Source organism: Microbulbifer halophilus, from assembly GCF_026183675.1.
In the GTDB taxonomy this organism is placed as follows: Bacteria; Pseudomonadota; Gammaproteobacteria; order Pseudomonadales; family Cellvibrionaceae; genus Microbulbifer; species Microbulbifer halophilus.
The window spans coordinates 168,677-184,992 of the sequence record NZ_JAPIVK010000003.1; the positions used below are offsets into that span (position 1 = coordinate 168,677).

General features: G+C 64.7%; 17 protein-coding genes. 7 read left to right on the plus strand and 10 right to left on the minus strand.

Annotated features, from left to right (window positions below; translation table 11 throughout):
• Window positions 1-201 precede the first annotated feature (201 nt).
• Window positions 202-1,014, plus strand: a complete 813-nt coding sequence (locus OQE62_RS02835) for an FKBP-type peptidyl-prolyl cis-trans isomerase (RefSeq protein ID WP_265720477.1) — start codon at window positions 202-204, stop codon at window positions 1,012-1,014.
• A gap of 185 nt (window positions 1,015-1,199) precedes the next feature.
• On the opposite strand, the gene rsd is transcribed toward OQE62_RS02835, so the two are convergent.
• The 9 genes from rsd to rpmE form a co-directional block, all read right to left on the minus strand.
• Window positions 1,200-1,667 (minus strand): sigma D regulator, encoded by a 468-nt coding sequence (gene rsd / locus OQE62_RS02840; protein ID WP_265720478.1) that lies wholly within the window; start codon window positions 1,665-1,667, stop codon window positions 1,200-1,202.
• Between the two features lie 249 nt (window positions 1,668-1,916).
• A complete protein-coding gene (locus OQE62_RS02845; RefSeq protein ID WP_265720479.1) occupies window positions 1,917-2,621 on the minus strand; it encodes an LrgB family protein in 705 nt (234 codons plus the stop codon).
• A complete protein-coding gene (locus tag OQE62_RS02850; protein WP_265720480.1) occupies window positions 2,614-3,000 on the minus strand; it encodes a CidA/LrgA family protein in 387 nt (128 codons plus the stop codon). Before OQE62_RS02850 ends, OQE62_RS02845 begins: the two co-directional genes overlap by 8 nt.
• A 64-nt stretch (window positions 3,001-3,064) precedes the next feature.
• Window positions 3,065-3,556, minus strand: coding sequence for a disulfide bond formation protein B (locus OQE62_RS02855; protein WP_265720481.1), 492 nt, complete (start codon window positions 3,554-3,556; stop codon window positions 3,065-3,067).
• A gap of 16 nt (window positions 3,557-3,572) precedes the next feature.
• Window positions 3,573-4,172 (minus strand): acyl carrier protein phosphodiesterase, encoded by a 600-nt coding sequence (locus tag OQE62_RS02860; protein WP_265720482.1) that lies wholly within the window; start codon window positions 4,170-4,172, stop codon window positions 3,573-3,575.
• 108 nt (window positions 4,173-4,280) lie between these two features.
• Window positions 4,281-5,861, minus strand: coding sequence for a glutamate--cysteine ligase (gene gshA, locus OQE62_RS02865; RefSeq protein ID WP_265720483.1), 1,581 nt, complete (start codon window positions 5,859-5,861; stop codon window positions 4,281-4,283).
• A gap of 74 nt (window positions 5,862-5,935) precedes the next feature.
• On the minus strand, window positions 5,936-6,403 hold the full coding sequence (locus OQE62_RS02870; RefSeq protein WP_265720484.1) for a hypothetical protein: 468 nt from the start codon (window positions 6,401-6,403) through the stop codon (window positions 5,936-5,938).
• A gap of 199 nt (window positions 6,404-6,602) precedes the next feature.
• A complete protein-coding gene (locus tag OQE62_RS02875; RefSeq protein ID WP_265720485.1) occupies window positions 6,603-7,856 on the minus strand; it encodes a malic enzyme-like NAD(P)-binding protein in 1,254 nt (417 codons plus the stop codon).
• 377 nt (window positions 7,857-8,233) lie between these two features.
• Window positions 8,234-8,449 carry a 50S ribosomal protein L31 gene (gene rpmE, locus OQE62_RS02880; protein ID WP_265720486.1) on the minus strand — a complete coding sequence of 72 codons (216 nt, stop codon included), beginning with the start codon at window positions 8,447-8,449 and terminating at the stop codon, window positions 8,234-8,236.
• 265 nt (window positions 8,450-8,714) lie between these two features.
• Between rpmE and OQE62_RS02885 the strand changes: the two genes are divergently transcribed.
• Both OQE62_RS02885 and OQE62_RS02890 read left to right on the plus strand, forming a co-directional pair.
• A complete protein-coding gene (locus OQE62_RS02885; RefSeq protein ID WP_265720487.1) occupies window positions 8,715-10,928 on the plus strand; it encodes a primosomal protein N' in 2,214 nt (737 codons plus the stop codon).
• A gap of 293 nt (window positions 10,929-11,221) precedes the next feature.
• A complete protein-coding gene (locus tag OQE62_RS02890; protein ID WP_265720488.1) occupies window positions 11,222-11,800 on the plus strand; it encodes an SPOR domain-containing protein in 579 nt (192 codons plus the stop codon).
• A 35-nt stretch (window positions 11,801-11,835) separates the two neighbouring features.
• On the opposite strand, the gene OQE62_RS02895 is transcribed toward OQE62_RS02890, so the two are convergent.
• Window positions 11,836-12,072 carry a DUF2798 domain-containing protein gene (locus OQE62_RS02895; RefSeq protein WP_265720489.1) on the minus strand — a complete coding sequence of 79 codons (237 nt, stop codon included), beginning with the start codon at window positions 12,070-12,072 and terminating at the stop codon, window positions 11,836-11,838.
• A gap of 175 nt (window positions 12,073-12,247) precedes the next feature.
• Between OQE62_RS02895 and hslV the strand changes: the two genes are divergently transcribed.
• The 4 genes from hslV (at window position 12,248) to OQE62_RS02915 (ending at window position 16,310) form a co-directional block, all read left to right on the plus strand.
• Complete coding sequence (gene hslV, locus OQE62_RS02900) at window positions 12,248-12,787, plus strand: ATP-dependent protease subunit HslV (RefSeq protein ID WP_265720490.1); 540 nt, start codon at window positions 12,248-12,250, stop codon at window positions 12,785-12,787.
• 102 nt (window positions 12,788-12,889) lie between these two features.
• Complete coding sequence (gene hslU, locus OQE62_RS02905) at window positions 12,890-14,212, plus strand: ATP-dependent protease ATPase subunit HslU (RefSeq protein WP_265720491.1); 1,323 nt, start codon at window positions 12,890-12,892, stop codon at window positions 14,210-14,212.
• An 89-nt stretch (window positions 14,213-14,301) separates the two neighbouring features.
• On the plus strand, window positions 14,302-14,679 hold the full coding sequence (locus tag OQE62_RS02910) for a DUF971 domain-containing protein (RefSeq protein ID WP_265720492.1): 378 nt from the start codon (window positions 14,302-14,304) through the stop codon (window positions 14,677-14,679).
• Between the two features lie 56 nt (window positions 14,680-14,735).
• A complete protein-coding gene (locus OQE62_RS02915; protein ID WP_265720493.1) occupies window positions 14,736-16,310 on the plus strand; it encodes an alkaline phosphatase in 1,575 nt (524 codons plus the stop codon).
• Window positions 16,311-16,316: the final 6 nt, after the last annotated feature.

Consider the following 16,316-nt stretch of genomic DNA (forward strand, 5'->3'; position numbering starts at 1 on the left):
ATGAAGCATCGATTTACGGTTTTTGCCAAGTTTAACGGCCAGATACCGCCCCGGGAGTTGTGAACCCGGCCGGTATGCACCGGCTGTCCCCTTGCGTTAGACTTGCACGGCACCGGCTGGCTTGGCGCGCCCAAGTCGCTTTCAGAGCCTTTATGGCTATACACGAACCACAAATGCATCACGGACAAAGAGACAATTTCCATGAATAAATATCCTTTGGCTGCAGCAATTGCCCTGGGCATAGCGCTGGCCGGCTGTAATAAACAGGAATCCGAGAAGGCGGAAGAGGTCAAGCTCGAGACCCAGGAGCAGAAGGTCAGCTATATCATCGCAGAGGATATGGCCAAGCGCCTGGACTCCCAGGGCGTGGAGCTGGATTCGCAGGTGGTACTGATGGCGCTGAACGATGCGGCCGAGGGCCGTGAGTCGCGCCTGTCAGATGAGGAAAAGCAGCAGGTGATCTCCGTTTTCCAGGAGAATATGCAGGCCAAGCAGCAGGAAATGATGGCCGAGCAGGAGAAGGAGCTCAAGGCACAGGCCGAGGAGAATCTGGCCGAAGGCGAGGCCTTCCTCGAGGAGAATGCCCAGAAAGAGGGTGTGACCACCACCGATTCCGGCCTGCAGTACAAGGTTATCACCGAGGGCAGCGGCGACACCCCGACCGCCGAGAGCGTGGTTGAAGTGGACTACCGCGGTACCCTGCTCGATGGCACCGAGTTCGACAGCTCCTACGCCAACGGTGAGCCGGTACAGTTCCCGGTCAACGGTGTCATCAAGGGCTGGACCGAAGCGCTGCAGCTGATGAAGGAAGGTGCCAAGTGGGAGCTGTATATCCCCGCTGACCTGGCCTATGGCCCGGGCGGCGCCGGCGGCAAGATCGGCCCCAATGCCACACTGATTTTCGAAGTGGAACTGCACAAAGCCAATGTGCAGCAGGACCAGGACGGCGACAGCGGTGCGGCCGATTCCGCCGAAGAACCGGAAGCCCAGAGCGAAGAGAGTGCCGAGCAGTAAGCTGCTGCGCGCTCAAGCTGACCTGTAGGGGCGAACCTTGTGTTCGCCCTTTTTGATTCTGGCACCTTGGCTGGTGCCGGTAGCCAATCTTGTGACGGCCCTGCTGTCTGGCGAAGAAGGTCGGGGCGCTATAGTAAAAAGGGCGAACACAAGGTTCGCCCCAGAGATAACCGGACCGGCCGCTTTCAGGCCAGCTGATTCTTGTGCGCCGTGTGCAACAGCGCGATCATCTTGTCCTCAGACTCGAAGCGGTTTTCCAGGGCCTCGCCCAGTTGCGACAGGTCCTGGGCGAGGCTGGAGAGGTCGTCGGTCTCCAGGTACTTGTCGTTGAAGTCGATGGCGATATCCGTGGTGCCGTCGATGCCCTGGTAGAGGCTGCGGCATTCTTCCAGGGCGATCTTGTCACCGAAATCCTTTCCCTCGCGAATCAGTTGCTCGTAGACTTCAAAGTGACCGGCGGAGACGTAGTCCACCAGTTGCTGGCACAGTTGGCGCAGGTTATCCCCCGCCTCGTTGTCGCCCTCGCTGAACGCCTTTTTTTCCGACAGGGCGCAAAAGCGCACCAGCAGTGCCTGGCGCGACAGTAACCAGCGGTCGATGATGTCGCTTACCCCACCCCAACGCTCGCGCGCCGACTTGCAATTCTCCAGCATTTCAAAAACTTCCTTTCGTTGCCTTTTACTGCCGCCGCGCCGGCACCGTGAGAGATGGCAGCGCAGTCTAATGGAAGATAGGAGATTCGCCCGCCGGCGGCAAGGAGGCCAGCGCATTGAACGCCAAAATAGCGCTGGCTTAATACGCCGCGCCCGGAAGAGAAAAGGAAACCGGGGTGTACACACCGACACACTGCCGCCGCGACGATCGGGCAATTCTCTACCGGGGCCGCAGGGTGGCCGGGGCCTTCAGTTGAATACCCCGGCCAGCAGCGGCAGCGCGATCGCCGTCAGCGCCCCGCACAGCCCCATCGCCAGCGCCGCGAAGGCGCCGCACAGGGCGCTGATTTCCAGTGCGCGCGCGGTGCCTATCGCGTGCGCGTTGATCCCCAGGGCGAAGCCGATTACGCGGTGGTCGCGGATTTCCAGCCGGTGCAGCAGCGGCGGTCCCAGCACCGCGCCCACGACACCGGTGAAGAGGACGATACCGACGGTGAGGCTCTGTGCCGCGTGTATCTTGTCGGCCACGGCCAGCGCCACGGGCGTGGTCACGGACTTGCCGGCCAGTGCCAGCAGCGCCGGCTCCGTCGCCCCCGCCAGCAATGCAATCAGTATCGCCACCACCGGTGCCAGCGCGGCGCCGACCACCAGGGTCACCGCCAGCGGCCAGCCGGCGCGGCGAATGATGCCCAGGTTCTGTTTCAGGGGCACCGCCAGCGCCACCACCGCCGGGCCCAGCAGCGCGTAGAGCAGTCCGCTGGCCCGCTGGTAGTCGGGGTAGTCGATATCCAGGCTCCACAGTACCGCCGCCACCATTGCACTGGCGCCGACGATCGGGTGCAGCAGGGTGGTGCCGCTGCGGCGGTAGAGCATCAGGCCAAACAGGAAGGCGACTGCGTTCAGCGGCAGTACCAGCAGCGGGCTGTGCAGCAGTTGCTCGAGTTGTTCAGCCATCGCCGCGCTCCCCGCCCCCGTCGCGCAGCAGTTTTTTAAGCAGCAGTGCGCAGAGGGTGAAACTCAGCAGGGTGCCGACCGTGGTTGCGGCCAGGATGGCGAGCCAATCGGTGGCGTCGAGATGGCGCAGGAAGAAGACGCCCGTCGCGGCGGGCAGGAACAGCAGCGCCAGCAGGCGTAGCAATTGGCTGCTCACCAGCGCCAGGCCCCGCGGCACGCTGCCGTAGATCATCAGGCCGGCGAGCAACAACAGCATGCCCACCACCGGGCCGGGCACCGGCAGCGACAGGCGATCGCTGAGGAGGTCGCCCAGCAGGCTGCAGCCCAGCAGAATCGCGGCGCCGCCGAGCCAGTGTGCTATCGGTCGAAATGCTTCCATTCTATGCCGTGGGCGGTTTTGTGGGACCGGCCGCACCGGCCTGTGCCGGTGCAGCCCCGTCGGGTCAATATCTGCGGAATGCCTGCCAGACGCCGAACACGATCAGGCCGGCGAAACCTACCGCGGCCCAGGCGGGGATCGTCAGGCCCAGCCAGGTCCACTGCACCTCGGCACAGTTGCCGTCACCGGTGAGCATCGTCTTGACCACTTCCGCCAGTGGGAAGGCGTCGAGCATGTAGGTGATTCCCGGGCCGCAGGCCGGCACCTGGTCTTCGGGCAGACTCTGCAGCCAAAGCTGGCGGCCGGAAAAATACAGGCCGCCCATGGCCCACAGGGATACCAGCAGGCCGTAGATGCGCCGGCCGATAGTGGCCGGGCTGTGCAGGAAGGCGATCAGCGAGACCAGCCCCACTCCCAACAGCATCACCCGCTGGGTAATACACAGTGGGCAGGGCTCCAGCCCCTTTACATATTCGAGATAGAAGGCGGCGCCGAGCAGGAAGATCACGGCGAGAAAAACCAGCAGAAAGGTAACACGCGGGTTGGGTAGGCTCATGGTTTATTGGATCCTGCTATTTATTTCCAACTGGGTAGTGCTGCCGAAATCGGGCGGCTTCGCGATTCAGGTCGGTCAGCAGCCATTCGAAATTCTCGTGCAGTGCGCTGTCGGCAGCGCGCAGCTCCGGCAGCGTCTCCTGCAGCGGTACCGGGCGGCGCAGCCGCTGGCCCACGCGCTCGAGGGTGCGCCGGATCACGGTCGGGTCGCCGTAGCTTTCGAGCAGCCTGTATTCCTCGGCGCGCTGCATGAATGTCAGCGCGCGGGGCGGAATATACCGGCTGCGGGCGTGAAAGTCCCGCCAGCATTGGTCACAGAATGCCTGAAGCGGTTGCGGGTGCCAGTGGGGCCACTGGCGGTTGAGCAGGTGATCGAACCAGATATCCAGCACTATACCGGCGTAGCGGCGCCATTGTGGGTCGAGCAGGGTGAGGGAATCGCGATAGGCGGGGTGGTCGTCGGTGGTGGCGTCGATACGCCGGTGCAGGTGGATTCCCGCCTCGATGGCCGCCGGTCGCTCGCCGCGCAGCGGGCCCTTGACGAAATCGCCCAGCAGCCCGCCCAGGCGCCAGTCCGGGTCGGGGCCGGACAGCAACAGGTGGGCGAGATAGTTCATGGATTTTCCCTGTAGGAGCCTGCTTGCAGGCGAATATCCTCGGCGCAGTACCGCGCCCGGCCCTGATAGCTTTGTGTAAGTTTCCAGGCGGGCTCTCTGCGCGGTTACCTACCGCTGGCAGAAAATATACTGCGCATAGTACTGGCCGAGAAAATCCTCGAAAGTTCCCGTGTCCGCGTCCTCGACTTCCCGCTGCGCGCGCAGGGATTCCGCGGCCAGGTCGGCGAAGCGCTGTTGTTCGGCGGCGTCCAGCGGGCGCTCGATAAAGTAGCGACGGTGTTCCTCGGCCTTGTCCTGGGCCCACTGGAAAAAGCCCTGGCCGCGGCTTTCCATCTCGGCGAGTATCTGCGCCGCCGGTGTCGGCGCCTCGCCGTGGATCTTGGCCCGCTGATCCTCGACGGCGCGCCGGTAGTCGTCACCGTCCCAGGCCGTGTCCAGCAGTTCCGCGATCGGCGCCATTTCGTCGAGCAGTTGTTCGGCCCAGTCGGTAAGTTTGCGCTCACCGCCGTTGTGGATCAGTTGCAGTTCCGGATCGCGGCCGCGGTAGACGATGCGGTCCTGGTTTTCCCGGGTTGCGCGGTCGTCGGCGTCGTCGGTCTTGGGGCTGGGTTCCAGCAGGCAGTGCAGCAGGAAGCTGTCGAGGAAGCGCATCTGCTGCGCGTCGATACCTTGGGGTGCGAAGGGATTCAGGTCGAGGCAGCGCACCTCGATATATTCCACACCGCGGTTGTCCAGCGCCGACAGCGCCGTCTCGCCCATCTGCGCCGGGTTCTTGGGCCGGATGGGTGAGTAGAATTCATTCTCGATCTGCAGCAGGCCGGTGTTGAGCTGTTGGTAGTGGCCTTCCGCATCCTTCACGCCCCGCTGGTGGTAGGGGCCGTAAGGGGTGCTGATGGCGGAGCAGAGGGTCGACAGGTAGCTGGGCAGATCGTTGTAGCAGACGATCAGCGTCTGCTGTGCGTCGCTGTTGTAGCCCAGGTCGCCCATGCGCAGGGAAGTAGCGTGGGGTGCGTAGAGGCTGCGGGTGTCGCCGAACGGTTCCAGCCTGTGTTCGCGGCCCTCGACGAAGGTACCGCACACCGCCGGTGCGGCGCCGAACAGGTGGATCAGCAGCCAGTAGTGGCGGCGGAAATTACGGATCAGGTCGAAGTAGCGGCGGGTCTTGAAGTCGCCCAGGTTTTCGCTGCTGCCCTCGCGCTCGTGCAGCCACTTCCAGAAGTCGTCTGACAGGGAGAAGTTGTAGTGAATGCCGGCGATGGTCTGCATGGCGCGGCCGTAGCGCAGCCCCAGTCCCAGGCGGTACACGGTTTTCATGGCGCCGCTGTGGGAGCTGCCGAAGCGCGCCACCGGGATGTCGCGATCCTCGCCGAGGCGGCAGGGCATGCTGTTGACCCACAGCCGCTCGTCGCCGATCTGGCTGTAGGTGTAGCGGTGGATGCCGTCGAGGATGTCCAGCGCGGCCTCCGGCGTCTCCACCGGCGGCGTGATGAATTCCAGCAGCGCCTCGGAGAAGTCGGTGGTGATGTAGTCGTGGGTCAGCGGCGAGCCGAGCTTTTCGCCGTGGGGCGTCTGCGCCAGGGCGCCGTCGGGGGCGACCCGCAGGCTCTCCTTCTCGATACCGCGGCGAATGCCCTTCAGCAACTGCAGCGATTGCGGCCGGGACAATGCGGCCAGGTGGGGATTGGGCACTCGTTACTCCTTGCTCGCGGTTGCCGCGCCTTGGTCGGGCTCAGAGAGCCCATATGGGGGCGGCCGCCACATTCTCAACCGGCTTCGGGCACGGCCTTCCGTTCCGCTTCATCCCCTTCCGCTTCGTCTGGCCGGTCGGGTTCGATTTCCGGCGGCTCCTCGGGGGTGTATTCGGGCTGCTCCTCCGGCGGCGTTTCCGGCACCGGTTCCGGCGTCACTTCCGGGTTCTGTTCCGGCGGTGTCTCCGGCGGGTAATTGGGCTCGATCTCCGGGTCGCCCGGGGCACTTTCGGTTTGTGCCAGCAGTTCTCTGTCCGCCAGTGCCTCTTGCGGCACGATCGGCTGGCGCTTGGGGTTCAGCTCGCACTGCAGCAGCTCGATGCGCAGGCTCACATCGCGGGTGTTGGCCTCGAACATCTGGTTGATGGCGACGTCTTTGTGCTCGCTGCGAAACAGCTTGGCGGCGTCGCGGCCATCGAACCATTCGTTGCTTTTGCTCAGGAACTGTTTGTGCTGGTTGGTCAGCACGTAGACGTGATTCATGCGGCAGGACAACTTTGATGCTGTAACACCGGGGCAGTGTAGCGATGGCGGCTGTGAGGCTCAAGATGGGGGCGCAGGGGGCTGGCCGCGGCTCTCGGATTCCGGCGCTACGCGCCTCCATCCGGGCTACGCATGGGGGAATGGCGTAGCCCAGATGGAGCGCAGCGGAATCCGGGAATCCCGGACTCCGGGCAGCGCGTTACAGCGGCGCCAGCGGATAGTGCTCCGGGTACGGCAGGCGCGCGGCACCGCTGTCCACTGCGGCGCGGGCGACGGCGGCGGCCACTTCCGGCAGCAGTCGCGGGTCGGTGGGTTTGGGCAGGATGTAGGCCGGGCCGAAGTCCAGCTCGATACCGCCGTAGCCCTCGCGCACCGAGTCCGGCACCGGTTGGTGGGCGATCCTGCGGATGGCCTCGATGGCGGCTAGTTTCATCTCCTCGTCGATGTGGGTGGCGCGTACATCTAAAGCGCCGCGGAAGATGAAGGGAAAACAGAGCACATTGTTGACCTGGTTCGGGTAGTCCGATCGACCGGTGGCCATGATCAGGTCGTCGCGCACGCTGTGGGCCAGCTCCGGGGCGATCTCCGGATTGGGGTTGGAGCAGGCGAAGACCACGGGTCGGGGCGCCATGTGCTCGAGCTGTTCCGCGGACAGCAGGTCCGGGCCGGATACGCCCAGGAACACATCGGCGCCCTCGATGGCATCGTCCAGGGTGCGCATTTCCGTGTCCCGCGCCCATTCGCCCTTGTAGGCGTTGATATCGGTGCGCCCGGAGTGGATCACACCGCGGCTGTCGAGCACGGTGATCTGCTCCTTGCGCGCGCCGGCGGCCAGTAGCAGTTTGCAGCAGGCGGTGGCGGCGGCGCCGGCCCCCAGGCAGACGATGCGCGCGTCCTCGATCTTCTTGCCCTGGATCTCCAGCGCGTTGAGCATGCCGGCCACGGTAACGATGGCGGTGCCGTGCTGGTCGTCGTGGAACACCGGCACCTGGCAGCGCTCGATCAGTGCCTCCTCGATATGGAAGCACTCCGGCGCTTTGATGTCCTCCAGGTTGACGCCGCCGAAGGTGTTGGCGATATCGGATACCGTCTGGATAAAGCGCTCGGGGCTGGGGCTGTCCACCTCGATATCCACCGAGTTGATACCGGCGAAACGCTTGAACAGCAGCGACTTGCCCTCCATTACCGGCTTGGACGCCAGCGGCCCCAGGTTGCCGAGGCCCAGGATGGCGCTGCCGTTGGAGATCACCGCCACCAGGTTGCCCTTGCCCGTGTACTGATAGGCGGCCTCCGGATCCCTGGCGATCTCCAGCACCGGTTCGGCAACGCCGGGGCTGTAGGCCAGGGACAGGTCTTCCTGGGTCTGGGCGGGGGTGGTCAGTTCTACCGATAATTTGCCCGGAGTCGGCAGCGCGTGGTAGTCGAGCGCTGCCTGGCGCAATGAGTCCGTCATCTCGAAATAATTCTCTTTGGTGCTGCGGGGAAGCCTTCTGTGTGCTCCGCCCTGGTTACTGCGGGGGCGGAGAGAATAACCGGAGCGGTTGTGGCTCACAAGGCCAAAAAACGGGCGGAGCCGTTAATTTCTACTAATTTCGATGGAGAATTCGGAGTCCGCAGCAACAAAGAAGCGCTTATTTTGTGGAAACCGGGATGTGTATTTCGCACTCCGGTCCGCCAGCCAGCCTTTCACTTCTATTTGTGCGCCTTGCCAATCGCGCCGGTCGAGCTGGCCAGAATCCCGTCCCCGGCGCCCGTAAAATCAGGCACAAAAAAAGGCACCGCGGGAAACCCGGGGTGCCTTTCTGGCTCGCTTGAGAGCAGTCGCAGCGCTTATTTGCCGCCGATACGGCTGCCGAAGCGCTTCTTGAAGCGGTCCACGCGTCCGCCGGTGGTCGCTTCGCGCTGCTTGCCGGTGTAGAACGGGTGGCACTGTGCGCACACATCCAATTGGAAATCCTTGCCCAGGGTGGAGCGGGTCTGGACCACGTTGCCGCAGGAGCAGGTGGCGGTAACCTCGGTGTACTTCGGATGGATATCTGTTTTCATGATGGCCTCTTTTCGAATCCGCCACCCGATCTGTTGCCGAGCACGGAGTCGTCGTTGATACAGGAACTGCGGGAGTTCCGGGCTGTTTAAAAAGTCGGCGCATACTAATCAGATTAGCCGGGAGGATCAAGCACAATCGGGACCCGGGACGCCGATGCGAAGCCGGGAGGTTGGCGCCCCCCTCCCGAGTTTGCGGAGAGAGGGCCCGGTGGCCGGCAACTGCGCTATCATGCGCCCTTCGATCCAGCAGTACGGGGAGGGACAATTGGCGAATCGCGGCGCAAATCCGGCAATTCTGCGGCTGGCGGTGCCGGTACCGCTGCGGCGCCTGTTCGACTACCTGCCCCCCGAGGGCGCGGACCCGGCCGCGCTCGCCCCCGGCCAGCGCCTGTGGGTGCCCTTCGGCGGCCGCAAGCTGGTGGCGGTGCTGGTGGATATCGTCGCCGAATCGCCGCTGGCGGAGCTCAAGCCGGCGCTGGAGCTGATCGACCGCCAGCCCCTGTTCGACGGCGCCGGCCGCGACTTCCTGCAATGGGCCGCCGACTACTACCAGGCGCCGGCCGGCGAGCTCTACGCCGCCGCGCTGCCGGTCGCCCTGCGCAAGGGCAAGCCCGCCGACCACTGGGCCGAGCAGTGGCTGCAACTGACCACCGAGGGCAAGGGGCTGCCGGAAACGGCCCTCGCCCGGGCGCCGAAACAGCAGGCGCTGCTGCAACTGCTGCTGCAGAAGGGCCCCAACAGCCGCACCCAACTGAAGGCCCTGAAGCACTCTCTCCCGGTTATCCGCGCCCTGGCCGATCGCGGCCTAGTGGAATGGGTTGCCGGTCCCACGGTGCCGCCGCCGTTGCCCGACGCCGAACCCACGCCGCCGCCGGCGCTCAATGACGAACAGCGCCAGGTGCTGGAGGCGATCGACGCCGAGCGCTTCTCCGTCTCATTGCTGGAAGGCACCACCGGCAGCGGCAAGACCGAGGTCTACCTGCGGTTGATGGAGCGGGTGCTGGCAATGGGCAGGCAGGCGCTGCTGCTGGTACCGGAAATCGGCCTCACGCCGCAGACACTGCGACGTATCGCCGCGCGCTTCCCGGAGCGCAGTATCGCCGCGCTGCACTCGGGGCTGGCGGATGGCGAGCGCGCCCAGGCCTGGCTGGCGGCGGCCGCCGGCCAGGCGGATATCGTCATCGGCACCCGCTCCGCCATCTTTACCCCCCTGCCCCGCCTGGGCGCGGTGATCGTCGACGAGGAGCACGACGGCTCCTTCAAGCAGCAGGACGGCGTGCGCTATTCCGCCCGCGACCTGGCCGCGGTGCTGGGCCGCAACGCCGGCGTGCCGGTGCTGCTGGGCACGGCCACGCCGTCGCTGGAGAGCCTGCACAATGCGCTGTCCGGCCGCTACCGGCACCTGCGCCTCCGGAACCGCGCCGGCGACGCGCGCCCGCCGGAGATCAGCGTAGTGCCGACACTGGGCCAGCAACTGGACGAGGGCTTCGCGCCCCAGTCGCTGCGCCATATCGGCGAAACATTGCAGCGCGGCGAACAGGTACTGGTATTCATCAACCGGCGCGGCTATGCCCCGGCGCTGGCCTGCGATGACTGCGGCTGGCTGGCGGATTGCCCCCACTGCTCCAGCAAACTGACCATGCACCGCCGCCAGCGCCACCTGCGCTGCCACCACTGCGACTACCGCCGGCCGCTGGTGAACAGCTGTCCCCAGTGCCACAGCCGCGCCCTGTCCGCCCTCGGCGGCGGCACCGAGCGCAGCGAGGAACTGCTGGCGCAGCGCTTCGCCGACTACCCGGTGATCCGCGTCGACCGCGACACCACCGCCAGCAAGCGGGCCCTGGACCGGCTGCTGGCGCCGGCGCGGGACGGCGAGCCCTGCCTGCTGCTGGGTACCCAGATGCTGGCCAAGGGCCACCACCTGCCGCGGGTGACGCTGGTGGTGATCCAGGATGCCGACGGCGGCCTGTTCAGTGCCGACTTCCGCGCCCCCGAACGCACCGGCCAGTTGCTGGAACAGGTGGCGGGTCGCGCCGGGCGCGGCGACCTGGCCGGCCGGGTACTGGTGCAGAGCCGATATCCCGAGCACCCGCTGCTGCAACTGCTGCTGGAGAAAGGCTACGGCGCCTTTGCCCGGCAATTGCTGCGCGATCGCACCGTGGCCCAGTTGCCGCCGCTGCGGGCCATGGCGCTGGTGCGGGCCGAGTGCGAGGAGCCGCGTTGGGCAGAGGAATTCCTGCAGACGGCGCGGGCGCAGATGGAGGCGCTGGCGCCGCCGTCGCCGGAGCTGGCCTACCTGGGCCCGGTGCCGGCTCTGCTGGAACGCAAGTCCGGTCGCTTCCGCTTCTATGTTCAGGTCACCGCGGAAAAGCGCGGTGTACTGCTGCCGCTGCTCGCCAGGCTATGCCAGTGGGCCGAGGGCAACCGCAACCGGCGACTGCGCTGGGCAGTGGATATGGATGCGCAGGAGTTGTCCTGACAGAACTTTGCGTAGGGTCCACACTGCCGCACGCCAATACGGGGACAATAGCGTTACAATTCCCCGCCCCACTGCCGATACTCAAGTTTCGAGGTTTAGTTTCGGCAGCCGGGGCGGAGAGCGCCTTTCTGGGACACGCCGTGTATACGTCCCTGTAGGCTTGTCTGCGAGGTCCCTCTCGCAGACAGTCCCAGAAAGGCGCTCTCCGCCCCGGCTTGTGGCATCGAAAAGCATTTCGAATTCCGGAACTTGAGTGCCGATAGAATACCCAGCCAGCAACAGAAGAGATTTCCATGAGCCGCCGCAACGCCAGTCGTCGCAAAAACAACGCCGCGGGCAAACCCGCCTGGGTCTGGTTTGTCCTGGGCAATTTTGTCGGTGGCTTCGTCGTGTTCATGGTTTTCCTCAACGGCCTCAAGGAGGACGGCGCCTCTGCCCCCGGCCAGCACGAGACGCCGGCGCGACAGGCGGAGGAGGAATCCGATTCGCCGCGCTTCGACTTCTACACCCTGCTACAGGAAAACGAAGTGGACGTGCCGCCGCCGAAAAACCCAGAACCGGCGCGCCACAATACTCGCAAGGACGAGCCGGGCAGTCGGCCGGCCGCGGCGGCCACCGGGAGCGGGGACCAGGAATTGGTGTATATCCTGCAGGCGGCCTCCTTCCGCGACCCGGCGGAAGCGGAGAAGCTGCGCGCAAAGCTGACACTGGCCAATCTGGAAGTGCAGGTGGAAAAAGCCACCGACAGCCGCGGCACCTGGCACCGGGTGTTGATCGGCCCCTACAGCAACCGCTCCCGCATGGCCCGGGCGCGTTCGACCCTCGCCCAGCACGAGCTGATGCCGTTGGTGCTCAAGCGCCCGGCGAACTGAAGATTCTGCCAGGTCGGTCGCGCTGCGCGCCCGAGTCAGCGTCTGGACCGGACCAGCTTGCGTGTCAGCCGATGGGCAAAAGGCGCGATGAACGATACCAGCGGAAACGCCACTATCCAGGCCACCACCCAGGCGCGCAGCCAGCGCGTCGGGAAGCCGAAGTCGACGCCGGTATTGATCACGGTGATGACCCCGGACATCAGTAGCGACATCAGGCAGGACATGATCAGGGCGAACACCAGCGTGTAGAAGTGCGAGGACAGAGAGGCCAAGACAGAACTCCTCGGAAACCGTCGAAAATACAGCGAGCGCGCATTATACGGCCCGTTGTTGTTGAAATTCCCCCACCGCGACCACACTTACAGAACCTGAAAGCGATTTTTCCGCGCGGGGCCGGGCCCGACCGTCCCCGCCGCAGACACCGACCACCAATCCGAGAGGCCTCCATTGGAACAGTATCGCGGAACCACCATTCTCTCCGTCCGCCGCGGCAACAAAGTCGTCATCGGCGGCGACGGCCAGGTCTCCATGGGCAACACCATCATGAAGGGCAATGCCCGCAAGGTGCGCCGCCTGTACAAGGACCAGGTGATCGCCGGCTTCGCCGGCGGCACCGCCGACGCCTTCACCCTGTTCGAGCGCTTCGAGGCCAAGCTCGAGGCCCACGGCGGCCAGCTCACCCGCGCCGCGGTGGAACTGGCTAAGGACTGGCGCACCGACCGCGCCCTGCGCCGGTTGGAAGCATTGCTGGCGGTGGCCGACGCCACCGCCAGCCTGATCGTTACCGGCAACGGCGACGTCATCCAACCGGAGGACGACCTGATCGCCATCGGCTCCGGCGGCCCCTTCGCCCAGTCCGCCGCCCGCGCGCTGCTGGACAACACCGAACTGGACGCCGGCACCGTGGTCCAGCAGGGGCTCCGGATCGCCGGCGATATCTGCGTCTTCACCAACCAGAATCACACCATCGAAGAACTGGATTACTAAAGGCCTTCCTTGGGCGCGCCGAGCTAATTTTTGAGCGCTGAAGGCTCCAGCTCGGTCAGCGGGCCGAAGGGCTGCCCTAAAGATTTGCACACGAGAATTTTCATGTCCCAAAACCAGATGACCCCCAGAGAAATCGTCCACGAACTCGACCGCCATATCGTCGGCCAGCAGGAAGCCAAGCGCGCCGTGGCCATTGCCCTGCGCAACCGCTGGCGCCGCATGCAGGTGGACGAGGAGCTGCGCGCGGAGATCACCCCGAAAAATATCCTCATGATCGGCCCCACCGGCGTGGGCAAGACCGAGATCGCCCGCCGCCTGGCAAAACTCGCCGGCGCGCCCTTCATGAAAGTGGAAGCCACCAAGTTCACCGAAGTGGGCTACGTGGGCCGCGATGTGGAATCCATCATCCGCGACCTGGTGGAAATGGCGGTCAAGCTGGAGCGCGAAAAGGCCATGGCCGGCGTCGAGCAGCGCGCGATGGACGCCGCCGAAGAGCGCGTACTGGACGCCCTGCTGCCACCGGCGCGCAACACCGACCCGGGCGAGCGCGATTCCGGCACCCGGCAGATGTTCCGCAAGAAACTGCGCGAGGGCGAGCTGGACGACAAGGAAATCGAGGTGGACGTCTCCGCAGCGCCCATGGGGGTGGAAATCATGGCGCCCCCCGGCATGGAGGAAATGACCAACCAGCTGCAGGGCATGTTCTCCAATATGTCCCAGGACAAGACCAAGAAGCGCAAGCTCACCGTCAAGCAGGCGATGAAACAGCTCACCGACGAGGAAGCGGCCAAACTGATCAACGACGAGGAGATCAAGACCCGCGCCATCCAGTCCGCCGAGCAGAACGGGATTGTCTTCCTCGACGAGCTGGACAAAGTGGCCAAGCGCCAGGAAAGCGGCGGCGCCGACGTCTCCCGCGAGGGAGTGCAGCGCGACCTGCTGCCGCTGATCGAGGGCAGCACCATCAGCACCAAGTACGGCATGATCAAGACCGACCACATCCTGTTCATCGCCTCCGGTGCTTTCCACCTGTCCAAGCCGTCGGACCTGATCCCGGAACTGCAGGGCCGCCTGCCGATCCGCGTGGAACTGGACTCGCTGACTTCCGGTGATTTCCAGCGCATCCTCACGGAACCGTCCGCGTCCCTGACCGAACAGCAGCGCGCCCTGCTGGCCACCGAGGGCCTGAAACTGGAATTCGCCGAAGACGGTATCCGCCGCATCGCCGAAGTGGCTTACGAGGTCAACGAAAGCACCGAAAACATCGGCGCCCGCCGCCTGCACACAGTGCTCGAACGGCTGCTCGAGGAAATCTCATACGACGCCGGCGACGGCGACAAAACCGTTACCATCGACGCCGCCTACGTAGACGAACACCTGGGCGAACTCAGCCAGAACGAGGATCTGTCCCGCTTCATCCTCTAACTCCGCGGCTTAAAAAGAAAGCTCCCCTCTCCCTCTGGGAGAGGGGCCGGGGGAGAGGGCTCCCGCAGCGGCCCCACAACCAGCTACCTATGAAACCACCCAAAAAAATCCACCTGAACCGCGCCGAAAAAACCCTCCGGGTCATTTTCGCGGATGCGGAATACACCCTCCCCGCCGAATACCTCCGCGTCTTCTCCCCCAGCGCCGAAGTCCGCGGTCACGGCGCCGGTGAGGGCGTCCTGGTCAGCGGCAAAATCCATGTGGGCATAGACCGGGTGGAAGCCTCCGGCCGTTACGCCGTGCGCCTGATCTTCGACGACGGCCACGACACCGGCATCTACACCTGGGGCTACCTGCGCGAACTGGGCGAAAACCACGCAACCAACTGGAACGACTACCTCCAACGCCTGCAGAAGGCGGGAAAGGGCCGCGATCCGGACGAGAGTCCCGTAAAAATCATTTCGTAACAAATCCGTAGTAAACTCCCGCAACGTTTGTACTTATTTGTTCCGGGAGGGGAATCGTGAAGTTTCTGAATTCGGTACTGGCATTGGGCGTCGCCACTACAATAGCCGCCTGCAGCGAAAGCGGCGCATCTACTGCGGAGACCAGGACCGCCCCTCCCGCCCTGTCCACTGACCAGCGCAACAGCACCTGGTACCGCGACGCACAGAGCAGATTGCAACAGGCCAGCCAGCGCCAGATTGACAACACCCCCGGCGCGGCCAAAAACATCATCCTGTTCGTCGGTGACGGCATGGGCATTTCCACCGTCACCGCTGCGCGGATACTCGCCGGCCAGCAACAGGGTCGGACCGGCGAGGAATACCAGCTGAGCTTCGAGCAGATGCCCTTTGCCGGCCTGATCAAAACCTACAACACCAACCAGCAGACCTCGGACTCCGCCGGTACCGCCAGCGCGCTGATGACCGGCGTCAAAACCAAGGCCGGCGTCCTCAACGTGGACGAAACCGTCGCCCGCGGCGACTGTAAAGCCGGGCTCGAACACCCACTGACCACCGCCCTCGACCTGGCCGAACTGCACGGCAAGCGCACCGGCATCATCAGCACTGCCCGTATCACCCACGCCACGCCGGCATCCACCTACGCCAAGGTGCCCGAGCGCGGCTGGGAATACCAGGCACCGGAAGGTTGCCGCGATATCGCCGCACAACTGGTGGAGATGGACCGCGGTGACGGTATCGACGTAATCCTCGGCGGTGGCCGTCGTGCCTTTATTCCGCAGAGCGTCACCGACCTGGAAGGCGAAAAAGGCAAACGCACCGACGGCCGCAACCTGGTGCAGGAGTGGAAAAACCGCTACGGCGCAGCCGCCACCTACATTGAGGATGAAAAAGGTTTCAAGGCCGTAGACGCGGCCAAAACCGACAAGTTGCTGGGCCTGTTCCAGCCCTCCCACATGCGCTACGAATCCGACCGCGAAAATGACAAAGCCGGCGAACCGTCACTGAGCGAAATGACAGCCAAGGGCCTGGAGCTGGTGCAGAAAGGCGAGGACGGCTACTTCATGCTGGTGGAAGGCGGCCGCATCGACCACGGTCACCACGCCGGCAACGCGTACAACGCACTGACCGACGCGGTGGAATTCGCCAAAGCCGTACAGGTCGCCATGGACAACACCAGCACCGAAGACACGCTGATCATCGTCACCGCCGACCACAGCCACGCCTTCACCATGGCCGGCTACCCCACCCGCGGCAACCCGATACTGGGCAAGGTCATCGGCAACGACGAACACGGTGCGCCGCAGGATGCCCCGCAACTGGCCGCCGACGGCAAACCCTACACCACCCTCGGCTACGCCAACGGCGCGGGTTTTGCGGACCTGGGCGACGAAACCAACTCCGATGCCCGCCGCGATGCGCCGGCGCACAGCGGCCGTGTGGATCTAACGGAAATCGACACGACAAAACCCGGTTTCTACCAGGAATCCCTGGTGCCCACCGGCAGCGAGACTCACGGCGGTGAGGATGTGGGTATCTGGGCGCGCGGGCCCGGGTCGCACTTGTTGACCGGCACCAATGAGCAGAATTATGTGTTTCATGTAATGGTGCGGTCCGGGGGATTGCTGGACTGACTGATC

Coding starts and splice junctions, on each gene's coding strand:
- OQE62_RS02835 (WP_265720477.1), top strand. CDS start 202: ATGAATAAATATCCTTTGGCTGCAGCAATTGCCCTGGGCATAGCGCTG.
- rsd (WP_265720478.1), bottom strand. CDS start 1,667: ATGCTGGAGAATTGCAAGTCGGCGCGCGAGCGTTGGGGTGGGGTAAGC.
- OQE62_RS02845 (WP_265720479.1), bottom strand. CDS start 2,621: ATGGCTGAACAACTCGAGCAACTGCTGCACAGCCCGCTGCTGGTACTG.
- OQE62_RS02850 (WP_265720480.1), bottom strand. CDS start 3,000: ATGGAAGCATTTCGACCGATAGCACACTGGCTCGGCGGCGCCGCGATT.
- OQE62_RS02855 (WP_265720481.1), bottom strand. CDS start 3,556: ATGAGCCTACCCAACCCGCGTGTTACCTTTCTGCTGGTTTTTCTCGCC.
- OQE62_RS02860 (WP_265720482.1), bottom strand. CDS start 4,172: ATGAACTATCTCGCCCACCTGTTGCTGTCCGGCCCCGACCCGGACTGG.
- OQE62_RS02870 (WP_265720484.1), bottom strand. CDS start 6,403: ATGAATCACGTCTACGTGCTGACCAACCAGCACAAACAGTTCCTGAGC.
- OQE62_RS02875 (WP_265720485.1), bottom strand. CDS start 7,856: ATGACGGACTCATTGCGCCAGGCAGCGCTCGACTACCACGCGCTGCCG.
- rpmE (WP_265720486.1), bottom strand. CDS start 8,449: ATGAAAACAGATATCCATCCGAAGTACACCGAGGTTACCGCCACCTGC.
- OQE62_RS02890 (WP_265720488.1), top strand. CDS start 11,222: ATGAGCCGCCGCAACGCCAGTCGTCGCAAAAACAACGCCGCGGGCAAA.
- hslU (WP_265720491.1), top strand. CDS start 12,890: ATGTCCCAAAACCAGATGACCCCCAGAGAAATCGTCCACGAACTCGAC.
- OQE62_RS02910 (WP_265720492.1), top strand. CDS start 14,302: ATGAAACCACCCAAAAAAATCCACCTGAACCGCGCCGAAAAAACCCTC.